This window comes from Mycolicibacterium sp. HS_4_1 (assembly GCF_054515875.1).
Window position 1 is genome coordinate 3,715,845 of sequence record NZ_CM137261.1, and the last position, 26,443, is coordinate 3,742,287.

At 63.8% G+C, this 26,443-nt stretch carries 28 protein-coding genes; 3 read left to right on the forward strand and 25 right to left on the reverse strand.

The window, feature by feature from the left end; genetic code table 11:
- Positions 1 to 96 precede the first annotated feature (96 nt).
- Genes ACX12F_RS17845 through ACX12F_RS17875 form a run of 7 tightly spaced genes read right to left on the reverse strand, consistent with a single transcriptional unit; the run spans position 97 to position 6,971 of the window.
- Entirely contained in the window at positions 97 to 915 is an 819-nt protein-coding gene (locus ACX12F_RS17845) for an HpcH/HpaI aldolase/citrate lyase family protein (protein WP_459370408.1), read from the reverse strand.
- Positions 912 to 2,234, reverse strand: coding sequence for a phytoene desaturase family protein (locus tag ACX12F_RS17850; RefSeq protein ID WP_459365836.1), 1,323 nt, complete (start codon positions 2,232 to 2,234; stop codon positions 912 to 914). Before ACX12F_RS17850 ends, ACX12F_RS17845 begins: the two co-directional genes overlap by 4 nt.
- A gap of 32 nt (positions 2,235 to 2,266) precedes the next feature.
- Positions 2,267 to 3,427 (reverse strand): acyl-CoA dehydrogenase family protein, encoded by a 1,161-nt coding sequence (locus ACX12F_RS17855; RefSeq protein WP_459365837.1) that lies wholly within the window; start codon positions 3,425 to 3,427, stop codon positions 2,267 to 2,269.
- 2 nt (positions 3,428 to 3,429) lie between these two features.
- Positions 3,430 to 4,641: an enoyl-CoA hydratase-related protein gene (locus tag ACX12F_RS17860; protein ID WP_459365838.1), complete on the reverse strand. Its 1,212-nt coding sequence runs from the start codon at positions 4,639 to 4,641 to the stop codon at positions 3,430 to 3,432.
- A complete protein-coding gene (locus ACX12F_RS17865) occupies positions 4,631 to 5,083 on the reverse strand; it encodes a MaoC family dehydratase (protein ID WP_459365839.1) in 453 nt (150 codons plus the stop codon). Before ACX12F_RS17865 ends, ACX12F_RS17860 begins: the two co-directional genes overlap by 11 nt.
- 20 nt (positions 5,084 to 5,103) lie before the next feature.
- A complete protein-coding gene (locus tag ACX12F_RS17870) occupies positions 5,104 to 6,069 on the reverse strand; it encodes a DUF7064 domain-containing protein (protein ID WP_459365840.1) in 966 nt (321 codons plus the stop codon).
- Positions 6,063 to 6,971: a phosphotransferase family protein gene (locus ACX12F_RS17875; RefSeq protein ID WP_459365841.1), complete on the reverse strand. Its 909-nt coding sequence runs from the start codon at positions 6,969 to 6,971 to the stop codon at positions 6,063 to 6,065. The genes ACX12F_RS17870 and ACX12F_RS17875 overlap by 7 nt, the downstream gene beginning before the upstream one ends.
- A 276-nt stretch (positions 6,972 to 7,247) precedes the next feature.
- On the opposite strand from ACX12F_RS17875, the gene ACX12F_RS17880 reads away from it, so the two are divergent.
- Complete coding sequence (locus ACX12F_RS17880) at positions 7,248 to 8,273, forward strand: MBL fold metallo-hydrolase (RefSeq protein WP_459365842.1); 1,026 nt, start codon at positions 7,248 to 7,250, stop codon at positions 8,271 to 8,273.
- On the opposite strand, the gene ACX12F_RS17885 is transcribed toward ACX12F_RS17880, so the two are convergent.
- Genes ACX12F_RS17885 through ACX12F_RS17895 form a run of 3 tightly spaced genes read right to left on the reverse strand, consistent with a single transcriptional unit; the run spans position 8,256 to position 12,502 of the window.
- On the reverse strand, positions 8,256 to 10,001 hold the full coding sequence (locus tag ACX12F_RS17885; protein WP_459365843.1) for a class I adenylate-forming enzyme family protein: 1,746 nt from the start codon (positions 9,999 to 10,001) through the stop codon (positions 8,256 to 8,258). The genes ACX12F_RS17880 and ACX12F_RS17885 overlap by 18 nt on opposite strands.
- On the reverse strand, positions 9,998 to 11,632 hold the full coding sequence (locus tag ACX12F_RS17890) for a class I adenylate-forming enzyme family protein (protein ID WP_459365844.1): 1,635 nt from the start codon (positions 11,630 to 11,632) through the stop codon (positions 9,998 to 10,000). Before ACX12F_RS17890 ends, ACX12F_RS17885 begins: the two co-directional genes overlap by 4 nt.
- A 9-nt stretch (positions 11,633 to 11,641) precedes the next feature.
- A complete protein-coding gene (locus tag ACX12F_RS17895) occupies positions 11,642 to 12,502 on the reverse strand; it encodes an SDR family oxidoreductase (RefSeq protein WP_459365845.1) in 861 nt (286 codons plus the stop codon).
- Positions 12,503 to 12,683: 181 nt separating this feature from the next.
- On the opposite strand from ACX12F_RS17895, the gene ACX12F_RS17900 reads away from it, so the two are divergent.
- Positions 12,684 to 13,136, forward strand: a complete 453-nt coding sequence (locus ACX12F_RS17900; protein WP_459365846.1) for a nuclear transport factor 2 family protein — start codon at positions 12,684 to 12,686, stop codon at positions 13,134 to 13,136.
- 177 nt (positions 13,137 to 13,313) lie between these two features.
- Here ACX12F_RS17900 and ACX12F_RS17905 read toward each other — a convergent pair whose 3' ends face one another.
- From ACX12F_RS17905 to fabG, 10 genes are read right to left on the reverse strand one after another with little or no spacing between them, the layout of a single operon-like run.
- Positions 13,314 to 14,474 (reverse strand): acetyl-CoA acetyltransferase, encoded by a 1,161-nt coding sequence (locus ACX12F_RS17905; RefSeq protein WP_459370409.1) that lies wholly within the window; start codon positions 14,472 to 14,474, stop codon positions 13,314 to 13,316.
- A 31-nt stretch (positions 14,475 to 14,505) separates the two neighbouring features.
- The gene (locus ACX12F_RS17910) at positions 14,506 to 15,861 is read right to left on the reverse strand and encodes an OB-fold domain-containing protein (protein WP_459365847.1); all 1,356 of its coding nucleotides are present in this window, start codon (positions 15,859 to 15,861) and stop codon (positions 14,506 to 14,508) included.
- Complete coding sequence (locus ACX12F_RS17915) at positions 15,858 to 17,066, reverse strand: acetyl-CoA C-acetyltransferase (RefSeq protein WP_459365848.1); 1,209 nt, start codon at positions 17,064 to 17,066, stop codon at positions 15,858 to 15,860. Before ACX12F_RS17915 ends, ACX12F_RS17910 begins: the two co-directional genes overlap by 4 nt.
- Positions 17,063 to 17,317 carry a hypothetical protein gene (locus ACX12F_RS17920; protein ID WP_459365849.1) on the reverse strand — a complete coding sequence of 85 codons (255 nt, stop codon included), beginning with the start codon at positions 17,315 to 17,317 and terminating at the stop codon, positions 17,063 to 17,065. Before ACX12F_RS17920 ends, ACX12F_RS17915 begins: the two co-directional genes overlap by 4 nt.
- A 9-nt stretch (positions 17,318 to 17,326) precedes the next feature.
- Complete coding sequence (locus ACX12F_RS17925; protein ID WP_459365850.1) at positions 17,327 to 17,860, reverse strand: aromatic-ring-hydroxylating dioxygenase subunit beta; 534 nt, start codon at positions 17,858 to 17,860, stop codon at positions 17,327 to 17,329.
- Between the two features lie 5 nt (positions 17,861 to 17,865).
- Positions 17,866 to 19,134: an aromatic ring-hydroxylating oxygenase subunit alpha gene (locus ACX12F_RS17930; protein ID WP_459365851.1), complete on the reverse strand. Its 1,269-nt coding sequence runs from the start codon at positions 19,132 to 19,134 to the stop codon at positions 17,866 to 17,868.
- A complete protein-coding gene (locus ACX12F_RS17935; protein ID WP_459365852.1) occupies positions 19,131 to 19,916 on the reverse strand; it encodes an enoyl-CoA hydratase-related protein in 786 nt (261 codons plus the stop codon). The genes ACX12F_RS17930 and ACX12F_RS17935 overlap by 4 nt, the downstream gene beginning before the upstream one ends.
- Positions 19,913 to 20,716: an enoyl-CoA hydratase/isomerase family protein gene (locus ACX12F_RS17940; RefSeq protein WP_459365853.1), complete on the reverse strand. Its 804-nt coding sequence runs from the start codon at positions 20,714 to 20,716 to the stop codon at positions 19,913 to 19,915. The genes ACX12F_RS17935 and ACX12F_RS17940 overlap by 4 nt, the downstream gene beginning before the upstream one ends.
- Entirely contained in the window at positions 20,713 to 21,483 is a 771-nt protein-coding gene (locus tag ACX12F_RS17945) for an enoyl-CoA hydratase/isomerase family protein (protein ID WP_459365854.1), read from the reverse strand. The genes ACX12F_RS17940 and ACX12F_RS17945 overlap by 4 nt, the downstream gene beginning before the upstream one ends.
- The gene (fabG, locus tag ACX12F_RS17950; RefSeq protein WP_459365855.1) at positions 21,480 to 22,226 is read right to left on the reverse strand and encodes a 3-oxoacyl-ACP reductase FabG; all 747 of its coding nucleotides are present in this window, start codon (positions 22,224 to 22,226) and stop codon (positions 21,480 to 21,482) included. Before fabG ends, ACX12F_RS17945 begins: the two co-directional genes overlap by 4 nt.
- Positions 22,227 to 22,336: 110 nt before the next feature.
- On the opposite strand from fabG, the gene ACX12F_RS17955 reads away from it, so the two are divergent.
- Positions 22,337 to 23,134: an SDR family NAD(P)-dependent oxidoreductase gene (locus ACX12F_RS17955; protein WP_459365856.1), complete on the forward strand. Its 798-nt coding sequence runs from the start codon at positions 22,337 to 22,339 to the stop codon at positions 23,132 to 23,134.
- 115 nt (positions 23,135 to 23,249) lie between these two features.
- Here the strand turns inward: ACX12F_RS17955 and ACX12F_RS17960 are convergent, their stop codons facing one another.
- The 5 genes from ACX12F_RS17960 to ACX12F_RS17980 form a co-directional block, all read right to left on the reverse strand.
- Positions 23,250 to 23,582, reverse strand: a complete 333-nt coding sequence (locus ACX12F_RS17960; RefSeq protein ID WP_459370410.1) for a hypothetical protein — start codon at positions 23,580 to 23,582, stop codon at positions 23,250 to 23,252.
- Positions 23,583 to 23,617: 35 nt separating this feature from the next.
- Complete coding sequence (locus ACX12F_RS17965) at positions 23,618 to 24,559, reverse strand: metallophosphoesterase family protein (protein WP_459365857.1); 942 nt, start codon at positions 24,557 to 24,559, stop codon at positions 23,618 to 23,620.
- Positions 24,556 to 24,903 carry a cupredoxin domain-containing protein gene (locus ACX12F_RS17970; RefSeq protein WP_459370411.1) on the reverse strand — a complete coding sequence of 116 codons (348 nt, stop codon included), beginning with the start codon at positions 24,901 to 24,903 and terminating at the stop codon, positions 24,556 to 24,558. Before ACX12F_RS17970 ends, ACX12F_RS17965 begins: the two co-directional genes overlap by 4 nt.
- 205 nt (positions 24,904 to 25,108) lie before the next feature.
- Positions 25,109 to 25,816, reverse strand: a complete 708-nt coding sequence (locus ACX12F_RS17975; RefSeq protein WP_459365858.1) for a Rieske (2Fe-2S) protein — start codon at positions 25,814 to 25,816, stop codon at positions 25,109 to 25,111.
- Complete coding sequence (locus ACX12F_RS17980; RefSeq protein ID WP_459365859.1) at positions 25,813 to 26,358, reverse strand: RNA polymerase sigma factor; 546 nt, start codon at positions 26,356 to 26,358, stop codon at positions 25,813 to 25,815. Before ACX12F_RS17980 ends, ACX12F_RS17975 begins: the two co-directional genes overlap by 4 nt.
- Positions 26,359 to 26,443 lie beyond the last annotated feature (85 nt).

Genomic DNA, 26,443 nt, shown 5'->3' on the forward strand with positions numbered 1-26,443 from the left:
GCCTCGGGTCGCGAGCAGAATACGGCCGGCCTGTCCCCCGGTTCGAATCAGCAGGTTCGGGGACGGCTGACCGCTTGACGGCCGCTGCCTCCGCGTTTATCTGTTTGCTTGCAACAGGATACGCCGGGCTCGGTCAACGACCGGCTTGTCGACCATCTTCCCGTCGATGACGCACGCTTTGCCGTTCTCGGTGCCCGCGGTCACCTTGCGCGCCCATTCCACTTGCTCGAGCGAGGGCGAGAACAACGCGTTGACGACACCGACTTGGCGGGGATGGATGCACAGCTTGCCAGTGAAGCCCAGCCCCGCTGCGTGCGCCACATCCGCGGTGAGGGGACCGTCATCGCTCAGGTCGGTGGTGACCCCGTCGAGCGGCGCAGATAGCCCCGCGGCTGCGGAACCGAGTACGACCGCACTGCGCGCGTAGTGAAGTGCTGGCTGCACCTCGGGGTCAACGCCGAGTTCAGCGCCGAGGTCGATGCTGCCAAAGGCGGCCCGTACAACCGGTCCGACACCGCAGATCTCCGCAGTCGCGGATACGCCTGCGGCTGTTTCGATGAGCGCAACGAGTGGGATACCGGGACCGAGGCTTTCCACAACGTCTTGGAGCTGAGACGCGCTGTGTGCCTTGGGAATCATCACCCCGCAGCGTCGCCGGGCGAGCATCTGCAGGTCTTCCACACACCAGGTCGTGTCGGTCCCGTTCACCCGGACCAACACCTCGACACCGGTGCTGAGGTATTGGTCCACCGCAGCACGCGCAGCGTCCTTGTCCTGGGCCGCGACAGCATCCTCGAGGTCCAGCACGGCGATGTCAGCGCCGCTGGAGAGAGCCTTGGCGAAGCGGTCGGGTCGATCGCCGGGGACAAACAGGACGCTGCGCGCGGAAGCGATGCGCTCGGCGAGCGCGGTCAGCGCAGCACCGCGGGCTTGTACGCGGCAACGATCTTGTCCACCACGATCTTTGCTGTCTCAGCGCACGCCGTCGTGCCGCCGTTGGCGTATTCCTTGACACCATCGCCGACGTTCCATAACCCGCCGAACGGGGTTTCGTGCGTGAGGTCGTAACCTGCAACGGCACGCTGCGGAGGCCAACCGTCGCGTGTGACGGCAATGTTCAAGATTCGGGCGCGGCTGTCGAAGTTGTCGATGTTGTCGCGCAAGTCCTGCAGCAGGAATTCCGTCTCGGCTGCCTCGTCGAAATCACCTGTGGGGTTGTCCGGCACCGAGGTACCTACGTAGAGATTCCAGCCTTCCGGTGCCATCTCCGGGCAGACGTCGGTGAAGTTGGCGATGTAGGCCAGTCGGCATGATTTCGCGAAGCTGAGCATCCCGGGCACGTCGATCAGACGTTCCTGGCTGGCGAAGTTCACCGTCACCATCGACGTTGGGCGGTCCGCCTTCTTCACCAGGTCCTGGTAGTCGGTCGGAACGATTTCCTCGCCGAGGAGCGCGACCGTGCCGGACGGACCGATGTCGCTGACAACGATCGGTGCGTCGATACGGACCGACTCTCCGTCCCTGGTCACCTGGATTCCGGTTACGACATCCCCGTCGCCCTTGTGAATCTTGGTCACCGGCGTAGACAGCCAGACCTGGCCGCCGTTGGCTTCGACAGCTTCAGCGAGTGCACGCCAGATGCCGATAGTGCCTTCCGGATGGAAACCGAACCGCTTGAACGCGCTTTTGCGGGTGAAATAGGTGAGAAACACTCGGGCTGGCAAGTCTTCGGATCCAACGGCGAACACCGAAGCGCACATATTGCGGAAAATACCGTGCACGCCTTCGTTTTTCGTGTACTTGGACACCCAGTCAGCGGTGGACAGTTCATCTTCGGGTAGTCCCGAGTCGTTACGTGCCGCGCCGATGCCCTTGACCAGCTTGGCGCCCTGCCGGGTCAGCTTGCCCAGCAAGAATCCCCAACCGCCACCAGTGACGTCGACATCCTTGCCGGCAATGCGATACAGGATCGGAGGCTTGGGCTCGCGAACATCGAAGCGTGCTCCGACTTCTCGGCACGTCTCCTCGGTGATGCCGCCCACCTCGATGACAATCGCGCCGTTGTTAACCTTGAAGCCATCGATATCGTCGGTGGAGGCGCGGCCGCCAACCTTGTCCAGCTCCTCGACAACGAGGGTGCGGTAGCCCTGCTTGGTCAGACGTGCAGCGGTGAAGAGGCCACCGGCTCCAGCGCCAATCACCACAGCGTCGAATGTTTTCTCCGCAGTTGTCATTTCGTTTCTCCTTACAGTGCAGGTTCGGGGTGTCAGTACGAGCGGGGTAGACCCAGCGAGGTCTGGGCGACGAAGTTGAGCACCATTTCGCGACTGACCGGCGCAGTGCGCATCAACCTGGTGACAAACCAGAGTTCGGACAAGCCATATTCGTGAGACAGTCCGTTGCCGCCGTGGGTTTGGATGGCCTGGTCCAGAGCCTTGAGTGCGGCTTCGGACGCGGAGAATTTGGCGATGTTCGCCGCCTCACCGGCCGGCAGCCCGGCATCGAATTGCTGGGCGCTGAGGGCCGTCGCGAGTCGACTCAGCTCGACGGCAATGTGACTCTCAGCCAGCGGATGGGAGACACCCTGGTGGGCGCCAATTGGGGTCGACCAGACGGTGCGCTCTTTGGCGTAGGCGGTGGCCTTTTCAATGGCGTAGCGTCCGACGCCGCCGCAGATGGCTCCAACCAGAATACGTTCAGGATTCAGGCCGTCGAATACCTGCCGTAATCCATTGCCCGCCTCGCCAATCAGCGCCTCCTCGCCGACCTCGACGTCGTCTAGGAACACAGTGAATTGTTTGTCGGGCGAGACGATCGAGGTGTCGATCTGCTGGTAGGACAGGCCTTTTGCGTCGGTCGGGACGACGAAAAGCGACAGTTTCGATTTCTCGGGCGTAGAGTGCTCGTCGTCGCGCGCCACCACGAGCAGGGCGTCGCACTGGTCAATAGCGGAAATGTAGTACTTCGATCCGCTCAGGACCCAGCCGTTGGCTGTCTTGCGCGCAGTGGTTTTCACGTTGTGGCTGTTGGAGCCGGCATCGGGCTCAGTGAGGCCGAACGCGACCTTCTGGCTGCCATCGGCGATGCCCGGCAGCCACCGCTGCTTCATCTCTTCGGAGCCGTGGTGGGCCAGGATACTGCCGCAGATCGCCGGGGAGATGACCCAGATGAGCATCGGCATCCCGTGCGCCGCCAGCTCCTCGACAACGACGACGGCCTCGGCCATGCCGTAGCCGCCGCCGCCGTACGCTTCTGGCAGGTGTACCCCCAGCAGTCCTGCGGCGCCGAGGTCCTTCCAGAGTTCCTCGATGTCCCCGCCGGATCGGCCGCGCTGCAGGAAGTATTGCGGCCCGTAGCGATCAGCAATTCCAGCGACGCTTTCACGGATCGCTTTGTGCTCGTCGGTGTCCTGGATGAGTCCGGCCATGGTCATCGCCCTTCGAAAGTCGGGGTTCGCTTCTCGGCGAACGCGGAGATTGCTGCGGCTGCGTCGCGGGTGCTGCCTGTTGCCTTGGTGCCGTGCAGTTCGGCGGCGAGTTGAGCGGTCAGGTCGTTGTTCCAGCTCTCGCGTAGCAACGCCCGCATCGTCGCAAATGCGACGGTGGGTCCTTGCGCCAATTCCCGCGCCAATGTGGTTGCACGACTGCGCAGTTCGTCGGCGGGCACGATCTCGTTGACCATGCCCCAGGCGAGTGCCTCCTGGGCCGTGATCGGCGTATTGCGCAGATAGGCTTGCGCGGCGCGACGCGGCCCGATGAGTCGCGGCAGGTGATAGGTGCCGCCGCCGTCACCGGACAAGCCGATGCCGGCAAAGGCCGCAACGAATCGGGTGCTGTCAGCGGCGAGCACCAGGTCGGCGGCATACACGAATCCCAGGCCGCCGCCGGCGACGGCGCCGTGCGCGGCGGTCACGATGGGAGCTTCGACCTTGCTCAGGATGTCGAACCCCTCGTGGTAGGGGCGGATCATCTTCTCGAACAGCTTGTCGTATCCTTCTCCCCCACCCTCGAGGAAGAACGAGATATCGCCGCCGACGGTGAGGGCGGGGCCGTTGCCGCAGATCAGCACCGCACGCACCGAGCGGTCTGCCGCGATCCGGCGAGCGACCTCCAGGGTCTCCTCACCCATCCGCAGGTTGATGGCATTGCGCTGGTCGGGACGGTTCAAGCAGATCGTGGCGACGCCGTCATCGACGCGATAGTCGATGGTCTGCAGCCGGCCGTCTCCGTCGAGCGCGGCGCGCCAGGCAGCAGTGTCGGTGAGCTGGTTCAGCGCCACGATGCGACCCTGGCCGTCGAACGACAGGATATGGACGAAGGCGGCGTCGAGCTCGGCTCCAGAGCGACGGGCGGTTCCGCGATAGGTACCGATGACAACCAGTCTGCCGTCCTGTAGCGGTTGGAAGTCCTCGGCGACGGCGCGAGCTTTGAAATGCTCGCCGATCCGCCACCACAGGTTTCGCTGCATGGCCTGCGGTCCGATGTGGGTACCACCCATGTCCAGCGGCAATCCCTCAGCAGCGTGGCCGACAAAGTCGGGTGCGAGAAGCTGATTCAGCGCATCAACATCACCAGTTGCCAGAGACCGGTAGAGGCGTTCTGCGGCAGAGACCTTGGCGTCTCGGCTCAGATCAACCGACATAGCGCACGATCGATTCGATAACCGCAGCGGGCTTGGCCGCACCGTCAACTTCGATCGTCGTGACGAGCGTGGCCTGCACCCCCGCGTCGAGCTTGTCGACCTGCGCAATGCGCGACGCGGCACGAATCTTGGCGCCCACCGGCACCGGAGTAATGAAGCGCACCTTGTTGAATCCGTAGTTGATCGCCATGGCGACGTTGTCGACCCGGTACAGGTCATGCATCAACCGCGGCAGTAGCGACAGGGTCAGCAAACCGTGTGCGATGGTGCCGCCGAACGGCCCAGTGGCGGCTCGCTGCGGGTCAACGTGGATCCACTGGTGGTCTTCAGTGGCATCGGCGAACCGGTCTACGCGCTGCTGATCCACTTCGATCCACTCGGTGGGACCAAGTTCGGTGCCCGTGGCGGTCTCGAATTCTGCGAGGTTGTCGAAAACCTTCATGACGTCACTCATCCTTTCGTTCAGACGTGTTTTCCGACGGGTTGCCCGTCTCGTATCTGGTCGAGGTACTCGGCCATACCATGTAGTTCGCGGCCGTCATCGAGTTCCCAACGGATGGCGGACTCGATGATGCGGGTGCTGGTTGCGTCATCGGTGCCACGGTGCCTGAGCGGTACGGACGTCAGGGCTTCGCCGTGCAGTTGCCAATGGCGTTGTCCAGCGGTAATCGAGACGTGGATGCTCCGTTGAAATCCGTCATCGTCGCGCTCGGTGATGATTGCCACGTCATCGCATGCGTGCATGCCGCCGTCAGCGAAGATGAATCCACCACGGCGGCTTGAGCCATCCGAACTACCGAAATAGGCTGTCATGAAGCCGAATTGGTCTGTGCAGCCGTGTAGCCAGCGGTAGAACCATGGGGCTTGCCACGACCGTGGTCCCCAAGAATGATCTCGCAGACCGTGCCCGATGATGCGGTAGCAATGCTCGCCGATCTCAACCAGTCCGCACACGGCACCGAGTTGCTCATAGTGGTTGGGCGCGAAGGATTGGCCATCGGACTCGAAAGTTTGCTCGTACGCTGGAGCAATTGCGTTGTACTGCAGTACTACTCGTGCGGAATCGACAGGACTCGACGAGAACGCCGCCCTGGGGTCGTGCAACATACGCGGATCTGCGATGACTGATACGTCGCCGGCGAACCGAACAATGACCTCATCCAAGGGCGCCACCACCTCGACGGTGAGACCACCCGCGCTCATCGCGTCGTTGGTGGTCACCGGGGGCCGCGCGAATCCGAAGGCGACGCTTCCGTTGGGCAAGTAGATGCACACTGTCCGTTCGCCGCGACCCTCGTTGGGGCGGTTTGCCAGTCGCAGAAATCCACCGAGGCGACTTACCGGGTCGTGGAATTCGAAGTACATCGATTCGTTGAAGTTCAAGTCGTCGCTGACCTCGTGGGTGAAGTCGTCTATGGCGGTCACCATGCAGATTCCTTCAGCATCGAGGCAGCCTCGATGAGGCTGGCATTGATCTCGTCGCCAACCTCGCCAAGGGGCTGCCGTGAGGCGTCCGCCCGCCCGCGGGCCGCAGCTGCTTGCAGCAGCGTCGCCGACGTCCAATAAGCCATCGCCCGTTGAAAATTCAGGTCCTGCAGGTTGACGCTACTGACCTTGGCGGCATAAAGGTCGACAAGTTCTTCTTGGGTGGCGAACCCGCCCGGAGGGGCGAGGCGGGGCGTGCAGCCACGGGGCCAGTCCTGCCCGCGCCAGCTGTTGAGCAGCCATGCCAGATCAGCCAGAGGATCGCCGGCAGTGCACCGTTCCCAGTCAAGAACTGCGGCAATCTGGTCGTTCTGAGCAACAAAGTTGGCAAGCCGGTAATCCCCGTGCAGGACTCGGACTTTCGGCTCACCTGACGGCCGGCACGTGAGAATGCGAGTACGTACGGCGCGCCAGGCGGAATCGTGAATACTGCTCGTCCCCAACGACATCCACAGGTCAGACATAGCCACGAGTTGCCGGTCGAGGTGCCCGTTCCGGAAGCTCGGCAGCCCAACAGCCGCCGGTGCCACCGCATGAAATCGGGCCAGTGTGTCGATAACGCTCTCGCTCAGCATGCGGCGTTGGCCAACGTCGAGATGCGATGCATGATGCTCGTCGGTGATAACCGCTCCGGCCACCAGATGCGTGACCATGAAGGGACGACTTGATCGGATGTCATGACCGATGACCCGAGGGACGGGCAGGCCCAGCCCCCATAGCGCTGCCATCACCGTCGCTTCACGGTCGAACAGACGGCGGTCGGAGCCGACCCTCTCGCGCAGCGCCCACTGGCGGCCCGCCTGATCGGCCATCAGCCAGGTCGAGTTTGTGTAGCCGACGCCCATGCGGGTGACGGTGACGGGGCCGTGTACCGGTTCACCATTTTCGGACAGCCACTTCGCGAGGACTCGGAGGCGTTGCGAGTTGGCGCTATCGCGAGCCACAGCAAGGGGTCGCTGTGGCAATCTGATGACCATCGCGGGCGACCTCCTAACGCTGAAGAGTCATTTTTGAATGAGCCATCGACCGCAGAAGTGGTCGTCATTGGTTTGATACGGCGACGCTAGCATATTTTTCTAGTTTCTGTTAAATTTTCCTAACTACGAGATGGGGCATTACGTATGGCACACGCATCGCCGGCCAGCATCGGGCAGAGCCTGACAAGCATCACCGACACCGTGACGTGCGTTGCGTTGCCACTCCCCTTGCCGGACCTGCAGGTCGTCAACGCCTACGCCGTCCACGACGAGGCCGGGGTTACTCTCATCGACCCCGGTTGGGCATACCCTGCGTCGGAGACAGCGCTGCTCCAGGCGCTGCACACGTTGGGGTTCGCAATCGAGGACGTGCGCGGAATCGTTGCGACGCATCAGCACTGGGATCACTACTCGCTCGGGGTGAAATGGCGCGACAGGTACGGGATCGAGTTGATGCTGGGTCGCGAGGAGCAGCACAGCATCGAGGCGTTTTTACAGGATCCCGAGGTAGTCCACCCGTACCAATTCAGCAAGCTGATCGAGGCGGGCGCACCTGAGCTGGCCGCAGCAATCGCAGCCCTGAGCTGGGAGCCGTATGAGCGCGATGTTGCCTTCGCCCCGCCGGATCGCTGGCTCGACGATGGGGACGTGATTGGTTGTGGTGCTAAACAAATCGTTGTGCGCGCTACGCCTGGCCACACACGAGGCCACATCGTTCTAGAGGATGCCGGTCAGGGGCTGATCTTCACCGGTGACCACCTCTTGCCCACGATCACGCCATCGCTCGCATTCGAACGAGCGCCTGGCGAGTTCCCGTTGCGGTCGTACATCAATTCGTTGCACCTCGTCCTGCATATGCCCGATGCCAGAATGCTGCCCGCGCACGGCGGCACCACAGGGACGACCCATGGCCGTGCCGACGAACTGATCAGTCACCACGAAACCCGGCTCAGCCAAGTGGGTGATCTGGTCGCCGCCGGCAATTCCAGTTCGTTCGAGGTTGCGTCGAAGATGCGGTGGACACGCCGCGACCGGGCGCTCGACGAGCTGCATGTCGTGCACCAGATGACCGCCGTCCTCGAGGTGCAATCGCACCTGGACGTGCTCGCCCTGCGCGGGCACGTGCGCAGTGCGGTGGTGGACGGTGTCCGCCTATTCACTTTGCCGTGACCACGACGCGAGTCCGTGGGTGGCGCTCAGCTGCTGCGCCAGCCGGAACTTCTGAACCTTGCCGGTCGGCGTAGTGGGCAGGTCCTCCGCTCGGTAGAACACGACCCGCTTCGGGACTTTGAATCGTGCCAGCTTCTCGCGGCAAAGCGCCAACACCTCAGCCGCGCTGAGGTCATAGTCGGGGGCCGGGACCACGACCACACACCCGATCTCGCCCCAGCGCTCGTCAGTGAGACCTATGGCGAACACCTGACTGATGCCGGGGTGGACAGCCAGCACGTCTTCGATTTCTTTCGGCATCACCAGCTCGCCGCCGCTCTTGTAGAGCTCTTTACTTCGGCCGGTCAGTTGCAGATAGCCGTCTGGGCGGACAAGGCCGAGGTCGCCCGAGTACAACCACCCATCGCGCACAGTGCGTGCTGTCTCCTGAGGGCGGTTCCAGTATTCGAGCATCGTCGTCGGGCCGGACGACAGTAGTTCGCCCTCGCTGCCGGACGGAACGGCCTCACCGGTATCGGGATCGACCGCGCGGTAGACGACCAGGGCGTCAGTTCCGGGCACCCCGGCCGCGCCGGCCAGTTTCGGCCGCCCCACCGTCTCAGACAGTGTTTCCAGTGGATCTTCCGGCAGCGTAAACGCCATTGCCCCACCGCTTTCGGTCATCCCGTAGCCAGTGGCAATCTCCGTCACACGGAAGTCACGCGTGATCTGTTGCCACAGCCATACAGGTGCTGGGGCCGAGCCGCACAGTATGGCATCGAGCGAAGTCAGGTCGTAGTGGGCGCGGACGGGACTTTCGGCCATCGCCACGGCCATGGTCGGGACGCAGAGAATGTCAGTGGCACGGTGCTTCTCGATGCCTCGAAAGTAGCCTTCCGCGCTGAACGACGGCTGCAAAATGACCGCTCCCCCAACGAACATGGCCGATAGCAAGCCTTCCACGTACCCGAACATGTGGTAGCACGGCAGCGAGTACAGGATGCGTCGACCATCCTCATAGGCCCGGGTGAGCGCAGATGCGTAGGCGGTACGAAGTACGGCATCATGTGACACCACAACGCCTTTCGGAGCACCGGTGGTGCCCGAGGTGTACAGCATGTCGCCAGGGGTCGCTGGGTCCACGGCGGGGGCTGCGAACGCAGCCCGGTGACGATCACCGAGTTCGGCAAGCCCTCGAACCGACAGCGCGCCCTCGCGCGGTGCCCCGCCGGTATCAAGGACCACGATGTGGCGCAGCGCTGGAGCTGCGTCCGGCTGGCCGGCCCTGTCGGCGAAACCGGGACCGTTCCAGCCGGGGAGCATGCAATCGAGCATGTCCTGGTAGTTCAGCGTGCCGAACTCGGTCATTGTGATCAGCGTCCTGCAGCCGGAATCTCCTAGCACGAAAGCCAATTCGTTCTCGCGATAGAGATAGTTGAACGGCGCCGCCAACGCCCCGATACGAGCGATGGCGAATTTCACCGTCACGAATTCGGCATAGTTGGCCATCAGAATGCCCACTCGGTCGCCGGGCCGCACCCCAAGGGCGAAAAGACCCGCAGCAAGTCGCCGTGATTCTTCGGCAACGTCACAATAGGTCATCGCCGTGGTATCGGAGAGCACGAAAGGCCGAGTGGGATACTGCGCGGCGCACCGATCGAGCCAGTCCCCCAGGCTCAGCGGCTGCCACGTCGGAAACCTGTCTCGCAGCGCGTTGCGGCGAGACTCGATCGACGACTTGGTGGTCACAGTTCGCGAAGCTCGTGGGCGAGGATGGCTTCGCGCAGAGCGAAGCGCTGAACTTTACCGGTGGGCGTCATCGAAAACTGGTCGACGACAAACCATCGGGCTGGGACCTTGTAGGACGGCATGCGGGTGCGCGCATGTTCCACCAGACGGTCGCGCAGCCCTTCTCGGTGGTCAGACACTCGGCACACGACGGCGACAATTTCACCCAACCGTTCATCAGGAAGCCCGATCGCGACCGCCTCGATGATGTCGTCGTGTTGGGCGATCACCGATTCCACCTCGACCGGCGAGATGTTCTCGCCGCCCCGGATGATCAGCTCTTTGAGCCGGCCGGTGACGGTCAGATACCCGCGGTCGTCCATAACGCCCAGATCGCCGGTACGCACGAACCCGTCCGCGTCGAGGGCATCGGCGGTCGCATCCGGATCGCGCAGATATTCGACGAACTGCTGATAGCCACGGGCACAGATCTCCCCGACCTCACCGACGTCGACTGTTGCACCGGTGTCGGGGTTGGCCACCTTGCAATCAATGTGCGGGAGCGGGCGCCCGACGGTGTTGAGTTGGTCATGGCGACTGTCCCCGGGCCGGGTCAGTGACAGCACTGGCGCCAGTTCGGTCTGGCCATAGAGATTGAAGACGTTGGCACCGAAAACGGCAGCGGCACCGTCGATCAACTCGGCCGAGACGTTCGACGCGCCACCCATGATGATGCGCAGTGCGGGTGCCGGCGCGTCGATCTCACGTTGGCGCTGCAACAAGGCATGCAATACCGTGGGCACGTAGAACAGGACCGTGGCGCGTTCGCGTCCCAGCGTCTCCAGGGCTGCGTCCGGGGTGAATCGTTCACAAAGGATCGAGGTGCCTGCCACCCACAGCGGACCGAGGGTGGCGATCACACAACCGGCGGTGTGAAACAAGGGCAGCGGATTGAAGCACGCGGCAGCTTCTGAAACGCCGGTGGCCTCCATCGTCAGTCTCGCCACGTTGACCAATGCCCGATGAGTAAGCAGCACACCTTTGGGGCGCCCAGTCGTGCCTGAGGTGTACTGGAGCATGACAGCTGAGTCGGCGTCGATGGTTGCGGTGCTGCGCGCAGATGGCGATGGTGCCATCCACACGTCACGCTCGGACAGCGAGATCCTGCGTATTCCTGGGATCTCGGCACAGACGCTCTCGGCCACGGCGGCCATCGTGTATCCGCGGCTGACGTCGGCATGCAACAGCAAACGCGAACGGCTGTGCCGCAATGCGTAATCGAGTTCATCACGTCGTAGGACCGGATTGAGCGCCACCAGTACGACGCCGGCGAGGGCCGCGCCGTATTGAATGATGTTCCATTCGATGACGTTGGGAGCCCACAACGCCACGTAATCACCAGGCTCGACGAGCTCTGTCAAAGCCACGGCGACTCGGTTTGCTTCGTCGAGAAGCGCTGCAAAGGTGAGTCTTTCGGCTTCTCCGGTGCCGTGGCGGATCCCGACGAGCGCTTCGCGGCTCGGGTGTTCGGCGGCGCGCAAGGCAAGCAACTCGCCGACCGTATGCTCGAGGAGCGGCTCGGTTCGGTCGCCCGCACGGTATGCCCGTACAAGCTCGCTGGCTTCAGGGGCAGGGACCGGCGTGGTGCTCATGAGTGCGGCTCAGACGGGGTTGCTGCCGAGCTTGGCGTCAGACATGTCGCTGATCTGCGACCATTTCGCGGTGATGTCGGCCAGACTCGGCGGTGCACTGAAGGTGACGCCGTCATTCTGGAATTGGGCAACGCGCTGCACGAGACCGCCGCCGACGACGAAGACCGACGCGGTATCTTCGTTCTCCTCCGACACCAGGTACCCGACCGCCGGCGCGACGAGCTCGGGATCGAGCCTGTCCAGAACTTCCTGCGGGGCGATGTCGGCGGTCATCCGCGTTGCAGCCAGAGGCGCGATCGCGTTCGCGGTGATCGAGTACTTCGCGCCTTCGATCGCCAGGGTGTTGATCAGGCCCACCAGACCGGCTTTCGCGGCACCGTAGTTGGCTTGGCCGAAGTTTCCATACAGACCGCTGGTGGAGGTCGCGACGACGATGCGGCCGAAGTTCTGCTCCCGGAAATGGGGCCACGCAGCACGGATCACGTTGTACCCGCCGTACAGGTGCACCTTCTGCACCGAATCCCAGCTCTCGGATGTCATCTTGTGGAACGCACCGTCGCGCAGAATACCGGCGTTGCTCACCACGCCGTGTACGGCGCCGAACTCCTTGAGGGCAGTTTCGATGATCGCTGCAGCGCCGGCCTCCTCGGCGACCGATACGTAGTTGGCGACAGCCCGCCCGCCCGCACTCCGGATTTCTTCGACCACTGTGTCGGCAGCCTGGGTGCCTGCTCCGGAACCGTCCCGGGCCCCACCGAGGTCATTGACGACGACGAGCGCCCCGTTCGCCGCCAAGAATCGGGCATATGAGCGGCCCAGACCGCCGCCGGCGCCTGTGACGATAACGACCTTGTCTTGCACACCCGACACTTGAACTCCTCTAGTCCTTGACTTTCATCCTCAAATCTAGATTAAAAAAGTAGATTCGGTCAAGACCACAGCCTCACTAACAGCAGCAAATTCATGTTTCTTGTGAACATGATTCAGCGCATGTGCAGGTTCCAGGCATTCATGCTTGAACACTGTTTCGAATCAGTGATAGATTTTTTTGATGAACCAGGCCCTACCGCATCCCGCTGACGAAGACTTCCCCGACGCGTATGGCCGTGCATGGAGCGAGGACCCCGAACTGCTGCCCGCCTTTTTCGCCGAGGATGGCATCTACACCGACGTCGCAATGAAGGGAACGTACACAGGCCGCCAAGGGATTCAGCGCTTTCATCGATGGATGCTGAAATTCTCTCCGGACTCCCTCATCGTCTTCTATGCGCCCGCGGTCCAAGACGGACGTGCGTACTACGAGTGGACATGGAGTGGATCGATCAGCGGTCCGCTCCTGCTTCCCAGCGGGGACAGTGTCGACGCCGCCGGAAGGAAATTCTCTTCAACTGGCATCGCCGCGTGCCAGTTCGACACCGACGGCAAGCTCACGAGCCACCGCGACTTCTGGGACGTCGGACTCCTGGTCGAGCAGCTCGGCCACTCATTGGTCAGCGGGGGCTAGGCCCAGTTCAATGCCGAATTCGACATGATTTTCTGAGGTGCCACGGCTTCTGTCATCTGAACGGATCTCTGCGTCAGTTGGATCATCGTCATCGATCTGACTCCGACGGCGCGAGCCGGACAAGAATTCGTGCGGTCTCGCCCGTGTATCGCACACACGGGCGGACAACAACACACGTCAGGTCCGGCGCCGCGGGGCTCTCGACACGATCGAGACGAAGGACACGCACCCCCCCGGACGTCCGCCCAGGTTGTGCGTCAACGCGGTATGCGGATCGGCGAGCTGCCGGTCGCCGGCCTCACCCCGGAATTGCAACCAGGCCTCATAAAGCATCCGCAACCCGCTGGCACCAACGGGGTGACCGAAAGACTTCAACCCGCCGTCAGGGTTGATCGGCAGGCGCCCGCCGGCGTCAAAGTCACCGCCCAACACGTCCTTCCATGCTTTCCCTGAGTCGGAGAATCCGAGGTCCTCCATGAGCACGATTTCTGTGGGTGTGAAGCAATCGTGAACTTCGGCGAGTGACAGTTGTTCGGCGGGGCGGTCGATTCCGGCTTGCGCGTAGGCGTCTTTGGCCGCCTTCACCACTTCGGGGAACGTCGTGTAGTCGAAAGCCGAATCCATTGATCCGCGGGTGGAACCGGCAACGAGCGAGAGTGCTTCGACATACATCGGGGTATCGGTGAATTCGTGTGCGCGGTCGGCGGGAACGATCAGGGCGCATGCTGCGCCGTCGGAGACACCTGAGCAGTCGAAAACCCCCAGTCGGCCGGCTACTTTCGGTGCTCCGTCGATGGTCTCGCGCGCCACCGGCGAACGGAACTGCGCCTTGGGGTTCCGGGTTCCATTGTCGTGGTTCTTCCAGGCGACGTGCGTCATCGCGGCGCGCATTTCGTCGGGGTGCACGCCATAGCGGTCGCAATAGGCGGGGTCGAGCAGCGAGAACGCTGCCGGCGCGGTCATCGAGATCTCGGGGGCTGTGCCGTCGCCGGGTGGGTCTTGGCGCAGCAGCCCCGAGTAGCCCGAGTCTTTGAGCTTCTCCACTCCCACCGCCATCACGATGTCGTAGGCGCCGGCGGCCACCGCGTAGCAGGCGTTGCGGAAGGCCTCGGATCCTGTCGCGCAGAAGTTTTCGACACGGGTGACCGGTTTGTCATCGCTGCCGATTGCGCGGCTCAAGGTGAGGCCCCCAAGTCCTGAGCTCAGCGTGCCCAGCCAGTAGGCGTCGATGTCGTCCCGCTGGATGCCAGACGTCGAGTTCAGGCATTCCTGATAGGCCTCGAGGATGAGGTCGTCGGTGGAGGCGTCCCATCGTTCACCGAAGTGGCTGCATCCCATGGCCACAACGGCAACCTTGCCGGCGATTCCGTTACTGGGCACTGTCCTGCACCGCCTTCCAGAAGTAGTCGTGAACGTCGCCGGCGGTGAACAATCGTCGGAACGTGAACCGAACCCGGGTGCCGACCGTCAGGTCCTGCGGGCGAGCTTCGGCGACTTCGAGAGTGCATCGACCACCGCCATCGATGTCGATCACGGCTTGCACCATCGGTGGTGAGGGTGAGAACGCCAACCGGTCCACGGTGTAGGTGACCACCGTGCCGGACAAGTTCCTGGCGGGAACCTCTCGCATCGCGTCAATCGCAGCGCAGGACCGGCAGACGCGCACTGGCGGCAGATGAGTGAAACCGCAATTTGTGCAACATGATCCACTGAAGCCGAACTTCCATCGCTCCGACCGCGCGGCCGGCGGGGCGGCTGCCCGTTCGGGTTCGGGGCGCCGCGGAGCTTCGAGTTCGACCAGTCCACGCCAGGACAAGTAGGTCAGGTGTGGCACAGGCAGTCCGGTACTGCGCTGCTCGCTCAGCGGCAGGGCTTGCCGGGCATCAATCAGGGCATCGGTGGTGCGGAACACGACCGCATCACACCCGTCGACAGCGGACAACAGCAGGATCGTCTCCCCTGGCTCCGCAGTATCGAGTGCACCAGCCAAGGCGATCAGCGGATCGGCAGCACCGGTATGCCCTACAGGCGAGGTGATGACAGACTTCTGGCCTTTGACCAACGTCGATGCTCTTTTGATCACGGCGGTGTTCGGACAGGCCACGACGACGTGGTCGGCGTCCGCTACGCCGGCCGCATCGAGCACCTCCCGCGCCGCACGTCGGATCAGCGCGCTGTAGCGCTCCGCGCCGAATCGTTCCTCCCATTGAAACCCTGTTGCTGAGGCCGGGTCTCGCCAGCGGTCGAGAAACTCAGCGGTCAGGGAGCGCGTCGCGACGATCTCGGCAATAGGGTTGCCGTCGCCGAACAACAGGGCCGCTGCGCCGTCGCCGCCGGTCTTCTCATCGGCCGATCCCGGCTTGCCGACGCGCACATCCGCGGCGACCACGAGGCCACCACTGCGAGCGCAGGCAAGCAACCCGGCGATGGCGCTGCGAGCGGTGCCACCGAGATCGGCTGCCAACACGCTTTCGGGCAAGCCGAGCGCGGCATGCACCGCACTGGCATTCGTCTTGTCCGCGTATGCGGGTGTCGTTGTGACCAGGTACACCGCCTCGGGGCGCGAATCTGGCCCAACCACCTGGCCGGCAGCGCTGACGGCCAAGGTGGTCGAGTCTTCGTCGTAGGAGGCGACCACGCGGTCGCCTTTACGCAGGCCGATGTCGGTGCCACTCAGCCGGTAGCGGGGCAAATAGCTGCCATAGCGCAGCAAACCAACGGTCATGAGGCACTCCTGAACACCGCGGCGATCCCCTGCCCGCCACCGATGCACATCGTCTCCAACGCCAAACCCCCACCGCGGCGTCGCAGTTCATGGAGCATTGTGGTCAGGATGCGGACACCAGTCGCCCCGATGGGATGGCCGAGTGAAATGCCTGACCCGTTGACGTTGAGCCGATCCTCGACGTCGGCCAACTTAAGGCCCCACCCGGACAGTACCGCGAGCACCTGCACAGCGAAGGCCTCGTTGATTTCGACCAGGGAAAGGTCGTCGAAGGTCAACCCTGTTCTACTGAACAGCTTTTCGACGGCTCCGACCGGTCCGATTCCCATGCGGGACGGTTCGCAGCCCACTGCCGCCCACCCTTCAAGGAAGCCGATCGGTTCCAGACCCAGCGATTCCAGTTTGTCCTCTGCGACGACCAAACATGCCGCGGCGGCGTCGTTCTGTTGTGCGGCGTTGCCGGCGGTGACGGTGCCGCCGGACTGGATGGTGCGCAGCCGCATCAGGGTGTCGATAGTGGTGTCGGGTCGGACGCCTTCGTCGCGGGCGACTGTCACGGGATCTCCGCGTCGTTGCGGCACCTCTACAGTGACGAGTTCGTCATCGAACAGTCCGTTCTGCTGTGCGGCGGCGGCGCGGCGGTGGCTACGGACGGCGAATTCGTCTGCCGCTGCTCGATCGACGCCGTAGTCGGTGGCCAGGTTCTCCGCGGTTTCGATCATTCCGCTGATCTCACCGAATCGCCAAACCGGTTGCGACCGTTCACGTCCACGGTCCAGACGGTCATAAAGAGCTTGGTTTCCTGACCGTGAACCCCACCGGGCTGTAGTGGTGTAGTGCTCGATGTTGCTCATCGATTCCACGCCCCCGGCCAGGACGACATCGGCGGCACCGGTCTGCACCGTCATCGCGGCGGTGATCACGGCTTGCAGCCCGCCACCGCAGCGGCGGTCGATCTGCAGCCCGGGGACGCTGATCGGTAACCCTGCGTGCAGGGCCGCCCACCGTCCGATGCACGGCGCTTCGGAGTTGGCGTAGGACTGCGCCATAACCACGTCTTCGACCGCCTCGGGGTCGATGCCGCTCTGGTTCACAACGGATTTGATGATGTGTGCTGCCAGGTCCTCGGCCCGCAGTGGCCGCAAGCTTCCGCCGAACGTTCCGACGGGTGTCCGCAGTGGGGCGACGATCGCGGCACGTCTCATTGCTCACCTCGCCAGCGGTCGGCCGAGGGGTCCAGCAGGCTGTTGAGCCGTTCGTCGGGCAGCCAGACGATAGTTTCGAGTTCAAGTGCGTCGAGGAACCGCACTCGCCCGGTACGCAGGTCTTCTACTTTCAGTCGTGGAGAGTTGGCCTGGTCGTCGATGCTGACGGCGACTTCCGCGAACTCGCTGCCGATGACCGCTCCCACACCGGGGATGGTCACCGGCGCCGACGGGTCGAATTGGATGTTCATGGTTGCTCCTTAGATGAGGAAGCTGAGCGTCGGAATCGGCTTGTCGGCGTCGACCAACTGCACCTTCTTGTACGCCAATCGCAACTCTCCGTCGATGTTGCGCAAGCGGTAGGTGGTGCGGCCACCCCAGATGTGGTTGCCACGCGGGCGCGCTTCGACTAGCACGAAGTTCGCGCCGACCTCGAGATCAACCGATCCTTCCGAATTTGTTCGCCCACCGAGGAACTCGATGTTCGAGATCAGCCGCCGCAGTTGCGACGGCGGCGCCTGCGCGTATCGGCGGCCGGTGCGCACCTGCTTGAGCCTGGTCGAGATCCGGCTGCGGTTGTCATAGATGATCGACATCTGCCGGTTCGGGTCGACCTCGCCTGCATCGGCAGGCACCCAGTACAACGCATCGGCTGTCCACAGAGCCTCCCACGCGTCGTAGTCGCTCTCGTCCGCATGACGTGCCTCGCGATAGAGAAATTGCTCGACGGCAAATCGATCGAAGCCGGCAGGGACAGGCGAAAGTGTCTGCAAGCCAGGCAAAGAGGTTGTCATGGCACTCAAGCCCTTTCCATCAGCGTCTTGTAGTGCGACCAGAATCCGCGCATCCCGGTCTCATCGGTGTTGGTACCGATCTTGAACCCGTTCTCATCGATGCGTTCGCGGTTCATCCCGCGCCGGACATCGAGCCACTCCGGCGTCAGCGCCGCGATGCCCTGTTGATTGCGCTCATACATCTCGGTGTCATCGGCCAGCAACATGCCCGCCGGTCCGACCGACCCAACGCACTGAGACACCATGCGACGGTTCAGTTCTGGTGCGCCGGCCAGCTGAACTGCCGTTGCATACTGCACGCATTCGTCCACCGAGACAGGCTGGATGTTGAACACTTGGATCTCGGCGATGAACAGGTTGGGGAAGATCATCACGTGCGGAGCACCCTCGATGAGGATCTCCTCTGCTGCTTCGCCGTGCTTGGCTCGAATGGCCGCGACGTAATCCGGTACCCGCGATTCAGTGGTGCCGAACCAGCGCATCGGCTCGGCGAACTTGCGGAACTCGGGGCGCAGGTCGTTCTCGCTGTGTCCGCCACCCAGGTCGCGGGTGACGGCGATCGAGGAGTCGCTGTAGAGCGGCCCGATAGTGCTGCCGGTGACACCGAAAATTGATCCGTGCACGAATTGCGGGTGGTAGCCGTCCGTCTCGTTCTCGGCCAGGAGCTTCCAGTTGGCGCGCGCCTTGTGTTGGAGCCAACCGGCGTTCAGGTCAACTCGCCCTTCGGGGGACAGCCGGGTGAGGCGGTCGATTTCACCGGCGGCGGCGCCGAGGTGCTCGATGAGCGATGGCCCGTCGGGGGCGAAGCTGCCGAAGACGAATCCACCGTACGAGTCGACGCGTGGTACCCGTCCCATAGCCAGGTCGAGCTTGCGATCGGTGTACCCCTTGAAAAACGGAAACCCGACGAGGTCCCCGTCGTTACGGAACGTCCAGCCGTGATACGGGCACCGGAAGGTGCTGGAGTTCCCTTTGGCGTCATCGCACACCTGGTTACCGCGATGTGCGCAGCGATTGAGCAGGAGGTGAATCTGCCCGTCCCGATCGCGCGTCATGATGATGTCTTGGGGACCGAGCTTCTTGCGTACGTAGTCGTTGGGCTGGGCGACCTCACTCTCATGGCCGACGAAAACCCATGTGCGGTACCAGATCTTTTCCAGCTCTTCGGCGAAGATCGACGGGTCGGTGTAAAGCGAACCGTGCACCTTTTCCGGCCGGATCAGCCGTTCATAGCGGCTGGCCGTGCCGGCGGCGGGGTCGATGACAGAGGTCATGAGTGCGCTCCTTGTGGTGTGCCGAATGTGGGTCGCCGCTTCTGCTGAAAGGCTGCGATGCCTTCAGCGAAGTCGTCACTGCCGAACAGCCGCGCCTGCTGCTCGGCTTCGAGATCAAGCACCTCGATGGGCGGCAAGGTGGGGCTGACGGCCAGCAGGGTTTTGATGACGCCGTAGGCCTGGGCAGGTCCCGCCGCAAGTCGTTGCGCATCGGCGAGCGCTGCGGCAAGAGCGCCACCAGGCTCAGTCGTTGCGTCGACCAATCCCCAGCTCTCGGCGATCACTGCCGTGAGGGGGTGCGGCAGGAGCATCATCTGTCGGGCGCGAGTTGTCCCGACGCGCCGCGGCAGCGACGCGAAAGCCCCCATGTCCCCGGCCAGTCCGACGTTGGTGAACGTCGTCGCGAAGCGGGCATCGCTGGCAGCGACGACGCGGTCGCACGCAGCGGCCAGTGCTGCGCCGGCACCGAAGGCAGCACCCTCAACCGCGGCGATGACTGGCTTCGGCGTATTCCAGATGGCGCGGATCACCCGCTGCGCCAATTGGGCACGCTCCATCGCGTCGGCTTCAGACATCAGCTTCATCGTCGAGATGTCGCCACCCGAACAGAACGTGCTGCCGGCACCGGTCAGGATGATCACCCGTACCCCGGCATCAGCGTCGGCCGCCTCAAGTGCATCAGCCAGTTCCAGCCGCAGCGGAATGTCGATCGCATTGCGCACATCCGGCCGGTTGAGTGTGATGGTGCGGACCGCACCATCGTCTTGCACGAGTACGTTCATCGACCGGTGAACCTCGGTGCCCGGCGCTCGATGACGGCTCGAAGCCCCTCCAACGCGTCGGCCGTCCCGGAAAGCTCAGAGACTGTGCGTGATTCCTCGGGCAGTCGTTCTTCGATCGACGCGCCAACGCCCGACCACACGAGCCGTTTGGTCGCCGACAGCGCCTTCGTGGGCATTGCAGCCAGTTCCACGGCGATGCTTTCCGCGCGTGTCTGCAGTTCGACATCGCCGACGACCTCGGTGACCAGACCGATGGAGGCAGCCTCGTCAGCGGTCAGCGTGGGGTTGGTGAGCAGGATGCGCAGTGCCTGCCGAAGCCCGACCAATTGCGCAAGGGTCACTGAGGAACCGCCATCAGGCGCCATTCCGACGCGGACTGCACCGGAGAAGAACTTCGCCGACTGGGCCGCGATCACGATGTCGGACGCGCAGACCAAACCGAGTCCACCGCCACCGGCGGCAAAACCCTGGACGGCGGTGATCACCGGAACACGAAGTTGGATGAGGGCGGCCGTGGCCAATTGGAGCCAGGCGGTGGCCTCACGCAGATAGTCGGGCAGAGCCTCACCTTTGGATTCGAAGGTGTGGATGTCTCCCCCGGCGCAGAAGTTGCGGCCTGCTCCGGTCAGCAGCACGACCTTGACCGACGGGTCGGCATGGCAGGCCAACACCGCTTCGTGGAGCGCTTTGAGGGTCTCTACGTTGAGACCGTTGGAGGTGCCGGGGCGGTTGAGCCGAATGCTGGCCACGCCGACGGCCGTCACCTCGCGTAGCACTGCGGGATCAGTTGTCGTGGTCATGCCTTGACCTCTCTGTTCTTGAATGCTGACACTCCGGCCTGACCGGCCTGACCACTGATGCGCTGGACGACGGCGTCGGTTTCATCCGAGTTCGCGCGGTCGAAGTCCTTGTTCAGGCCGTCGCCCACCAACGTCTTAATGGACGCCAGCGCGGAGCGGTCGCGTCCCGCGAGTCGGCGAACGAAAGTCTCGACAGATTCATCGAACGTTTGAGCCGGAAAGGAGCGATAGGCCAGTCCGATTGCCGCGGCGTCGAGACCGCTGAGCCGGTCGCCGGACAGCAGTAACCCCAACGCCTGTTGCCGGCCGACGATGCGGGGCAGGCGCGCGGTACTTCCTCCGCCCGGGATCATTCCAAAGTTGACGTGATTGTCTGAGATTCGCGCCTCGTCGGCGACCAGAACGATGTCGGCAGCCTGCATCAGCTCGAAGCCACCAGCCATGGCGACGCCTTCGACGGCAGCCACGACGGGCACCTCCGCCCGGCCAATCGCTGCGCAGGCGGCCTTGAAAGCCGTGAACAACGTCCGGAGTTCATCGGGGCCTTCAGCCCGCAGCCGTTGCACTTCGTCGAAGTCGCCACCAGCGCAGAAGTTCCGTTCAGCACCCCGGATGACGATCACATTGACGTCCTGGCGGTCACCGAGAAGTTCAATCGCCGCCTCGAGTGCGGTGGCGAGGTCGACGTTGATGGCATTCATGCAATCCGGCCGATTGAGCGTGACGTACCCAACCGTGCCGTCGATCGAGGAGAGGACCGTGTTCACATGTATCTCCCGCCACCCACTTCGATCACCGATCCGGTTATGTAGCTTGATAATTCAGACCCAAGGAACACCACGGCGCCGGCAACTTCGCTGGGCTCTCCCGCGCGCTTCATCGGCACGTCCGCCTCTCGCTGGGCGAAAATCTCCGGAGGCATCGCTTCTGTCATGGGCGTCCGGATCAGTCCCGGCTGAACGGCATTGATCCGCACGTTGTGGTGGGCCAGTTCCTTGGCGGACGCCTTGGTGAGGCCCACGATGCCGGCCTTCGCGGCGCTGTAGTTCGTCTGACCTGGGTTACCCGATTTCCCTGACAACGACGAGATGTTGACGATGCTGCCGGACTTCTGTTCCCGCATGACTGCCGCCGCTTCGCGGATACCGAGCCAGGTTCCGCGCAGATGCACGGTGATGACCGCGTCAAAATCGGCCACCTGCATCTTCTTGAGGGAGGCGTCGCGGGTGATACCGGCGTTGTTGACGAACAAGTCGAGGTGCCCAAAGCTCCCGACTGCGGTCGCCACCAGCTCTTGTACTTGCTCTTCGGAGGTCACATCGCATTCGACGCCTTCGCAGTCGAGGCTTGCGCCCGCGATTTCCTCGGCGGCGCGGCGGGCGGCAACCCCATTGAGGTCGGCCACCATAACCTTCGCGCCGTGCTGGAACAACGTGCGAGCGATCTCGCGGCCTATCCCCTGGGCGGCGCCGGTAACTACCGCCACCTTGCCGTGCAGCAGTTTCTCCATACTCGTATCCCATCGTCGCTTCAGACGTAGACAAATCTAATCGATATTTCTAATCTAGGTTAAACTAAGTGGATGCGGTGATACAACAGTCGCAGCAAGGAAGGGTCACCATGGATCTCGGATTGGCAGACGCGAGGGTCGTTGTCACCGGCGGCGCATCTAACATCGGGCGCGGCATCGTGCACGAGTACGCGGCCGAAGGCGCGCGAATTGTGTTGAACGACATCGACGAAACACAGGCGAAGAAGGTTCGCGACGAGGCCATGGATCTCGGAGCGGCAGCTGTCGAATTGGCGATCACCGATCTGACCACTCCCCACGGTGCAACCGACACCATAGGACTGGCGGTCGACAAGTGGGGCGGTGTCGACGTTGTCGTCAACAACGCCGGCTGGAGTGTGCCTGGCTTCGTTGCCACCGATATCGACCGCGAAAAGTGGCAGCGAACGATCGAGGTCAACTTCTTCAGCGCCGTGGCAGCCACACAGGCAGCGATCGGCCCAATGAAGGGAGGCGGTGGCGGAGCCCTCGTGTTCATCGCCAGCGACGCCGCGTTTGGGCAGATCCGGCAGGGCATCTACGGAGCGTCAAAGGCGGCGATGGTCGCCTTCGCGCGGACCACCGCACGGGAGCACGGGCGCCACGGCATCCGCTCCAACATCGTCTGTCCCGGTTTGGTCATGCCCGATGGCCCCGATGCCGTTGGCGCGACCAGCCTCTGGTCCGTCGGCGAAGATGAAGTGTTCAACCCCAAGCAAATTGACTTCATGCTCAAAGACACCCCGATGCGCCGGCTGACCACCGCACAGGACGTCGCTCGAGCGGTGCTGTGGTTCTCCTCGCCCTTGGCAGCACGCCAGGTAACCGGGCAGATGATCTCGGTCAGCGGCGGCTACACGATGCCCTGACTGACGATCCGGTTCGGCAGTCGACCGAAGCCTCGTCAAGCCGGAGCACTAGCACGCGGCACTCGTGCAAAGAGCCTTGTCTGTGGTACACGCGTGACGGACGTGACAAATGCGACTATCGCCCCCGCGCGGCCCGTACCGCCCAGACCCCCGCCGTCAGCACGGCCACCGCTTCGGCGACCACACTGAGGACTGCATGCGGTACCGGCTCCCAGCCCGTCTCCACGAATCCGAACAACCCGACCGTCCGCGACAGCGCGAACGCCGCCAGCGCCCCCGCCGACAGCAGGCCCGACGCCCAGCCGAACCAGACTGGAGCACCCACCGCCAACAACACCCCGACGGCACAGAACACCGACGCCTGCACCAGGAAGCCGGTGCCGACCGACGGGATGTGCCCATACCCGTGGACGTACAGGTACGCGTGCAGCAGGCCGCTCGCCAGCATGGCGGCGGCGATCAGCAGGCGACAGACGACGTTCGTCACAGCAGGGTCCGTTCCTTGAGCGCGAGGGTGTGCCGGCCGGTCTGGTAGGTGACCTCACGGATACCGAGCGCGTCGTGCAGCTTGCCGGCCGGCAGCGTCAGCGGTTTCGGCGCGGGACCGTCACCCGGATGCGGCAGCGGATACGCCGTGGTGGTCCCACTGTGGAAGGTGATGTTGCCTTCGGTCTTGGAAAAAACCTGGTGCACATGGCCGTTGAGGCAGGTCACCGACGCGAACCGCTTCAAATAGCTCAGGGCCTGCGCGGAGTCGTCGGTCCCCCAGCCCCAGACGGGGTACATCGCGAACAGCGGGATGTGGCTGAACACCACGATCGGCGTATCGCTCGACAGCGAGGCGACGTCCTTCTCCACGAACTCGAGTTGATCGACGCCGAGATGGCCGAGCTTCTTGAGGTTCAGCGTGTTCACCAGCGCGATGACGTGCACCCCGGCGATGTCGAAGCTGTACCAACCGTCGCCGCGGGTGCCCGCCCCGAAAGCCTGGCGGTACTTGGCGCCGGCGTCGTCAGCCGAATCATGTTCCCCCGGAACGGTGAACACATGCGGGGTATGCAGCCCCGTCATCATCTGCCGGACCTGGTCGAACTGTTCCGGCGTGGCCAGATGCGTCAGATCACCGGTGTGGATGACGAAATCCGGCGTGTAGCCCAGGTCGTTGACGGTGTCGATGGCATGGGTGAACGAGCCGGCCACATCCGTGTTGGCGGCCCCGGTGAACCCGATGTGGCTGTCACTGACCTGGGCGAAGCGCAGAGTGGGCCGTGGCGCAGGGCCGGACGAGGAGGTGCCCGCGACGTGCGACAGCACTTCCCCACCGACCACGGACAGCCCGACGGCGGCGCCGAACCATGCCGTGTGCCGGAGCAATTGGCGACGGTTCATCTGCTGCGGGTCGCTCTGCGACGAGTCGGCGTTCATCGGACCACCACCGTCCCGTGCATGAAGGGGTGGATGCCGCACACGTAGGCGTAGGTACCGGGCGTCGCAAAGACATAGCTGAATGTCGCTCCTGAACCCATTGTCGGAGAACGGAACTGCCCACCTTCCGCGACGACGTTGTGCGGGTCCTCGTCGTGGTTGGTCCAGGTCACCGTCGTCCCGGCCGGCACGGTCAGCTCCGCCGGGGCAAAGGCGAAGCTGTCGATATTGACCGCGTTCGGACCGGCCGGAGCGGGCGCGGGGTGGCCGGATTCCGGTGGGGCCATGGTCATCGAACCCATCGGGCCCGTCGCGGGTCCAGAGCCGGCACCAGGTCCGCTCATCCCGGGCGTCCCACTGACATCGGAGCTGAAAACAGGTGCGGGGGCGGCTTTTTGCTGCGGCGCCGTCGAGGTGCATGCGGCCAGCAGCAGGGCGGTGCAGGAGAGAGCCACCAGGGATCGTCGCGACACGACGGGAACCTCCGTAGTCGTCGGGCGGGGTGCGCTGCGCACCCTCACCAACAGATACGGCGGCGGGTTACACGCCTCAGACCGGCCGACTCGGAGGAACCGGCGCGAACACCTCGATAACGCCGCCCACCTCACGAACATCGAGCTTCGGCAAGGGTCTTGGCGCAATCGGCAACTGATGGGTCAGGACGTGACCGTCGGTGGCGAACGACGTGGAGTGGCACGGGCAGCGCAGCCGGTCGTCAGGTCCGTCGAACCAGAGCCGGCAGCCCTGGTGCGTACAGACACCCGAGATGCCCTGCACATTCCCGTCCACCCTGCGCACGAACCCCACGACCGAGCCCAGGTCGAACGGATGCACCGCGCCCTCCGACACGTCGGAACTGTCGGCCACCTTCTGCCAGCTTCCCGCGGACGGGACGAGTTCACCGCTCGCGGTGTCCTGCTTCGCCGGTTCGCTGCGGCCACTCATCAGCGCCCGGTCAACGGCCACGGCCGCCACTGCGGCGCTGGCCGCCGCCGACGTCCCGACGATGACCTGACGGCGGTTGGCGCGCAGCCACCCGGGCTGCGCCGCCGGTTCGTCGCCGTCGAACTGTCGGGCAAGCCTGCTCTGCAGGTCGGCGAGAAATTCCGGACGCGGCTCGTCGGCACCGGGCCGGGCCGTCTGCAGGTCGATCGCGGTGCGCATCTGCGCGGCGTCGAAGTCGTCAGGCTTGAACCCGGACGGTTTACGCCCACGCAGCAGATCGTCGAGGTACCGACGCAACCCGCGCGCGTTCATGGCTCGCCCTTCTCGTTGATCTGTGCAGCCAACCGTAATGCCCGGTGTTGCAACACCTTTGCGTTGGCGACGCTGACACCGAGCTCTGCCGCGGACTCCTTGATGGACCGGGTCTGGAGAAATCGCAGCTCCAGTATGCGTCGATAGTTGTCCGGCAGGGCCGCCAATACCGCGGCGACACGGTCCGGGGCGGTACTGATGGACTGTTCGGCTTCCGGCGGCGCCTCGATATCGAGGTCGATACAAGTGATCTCCCGCCCCATCGTCTCGCGCCAATGCGCGGCGAGCACCGTACGCGCGGTGCTCCGCAGGTAGGCCCGCACCTCGGCGGCGCTCGCCGTCAGCCGCAGCGGCCGCAACGCGGCCATGAACACCTCCGCGGTGAGGTCCTCGGCATCGGCCTGATTGCCGACTCGCGCGTAGATCGTGCGGTACACCCACTTCGCGTTGTCCTGATAGACGGACTCCCAGTCGGGATACCGGGAATCCGACGAGACCACGCGCAGCGGGGGTCGGTGCACAGGATCACGCTGCGCTGACACATTGCCCCCGTCTCATCGGTGCGGCCCGGCACACCCCGAGGCCCCTTCACGATGTAGATAGCCATCGGGGTTACACGCTGCCCTC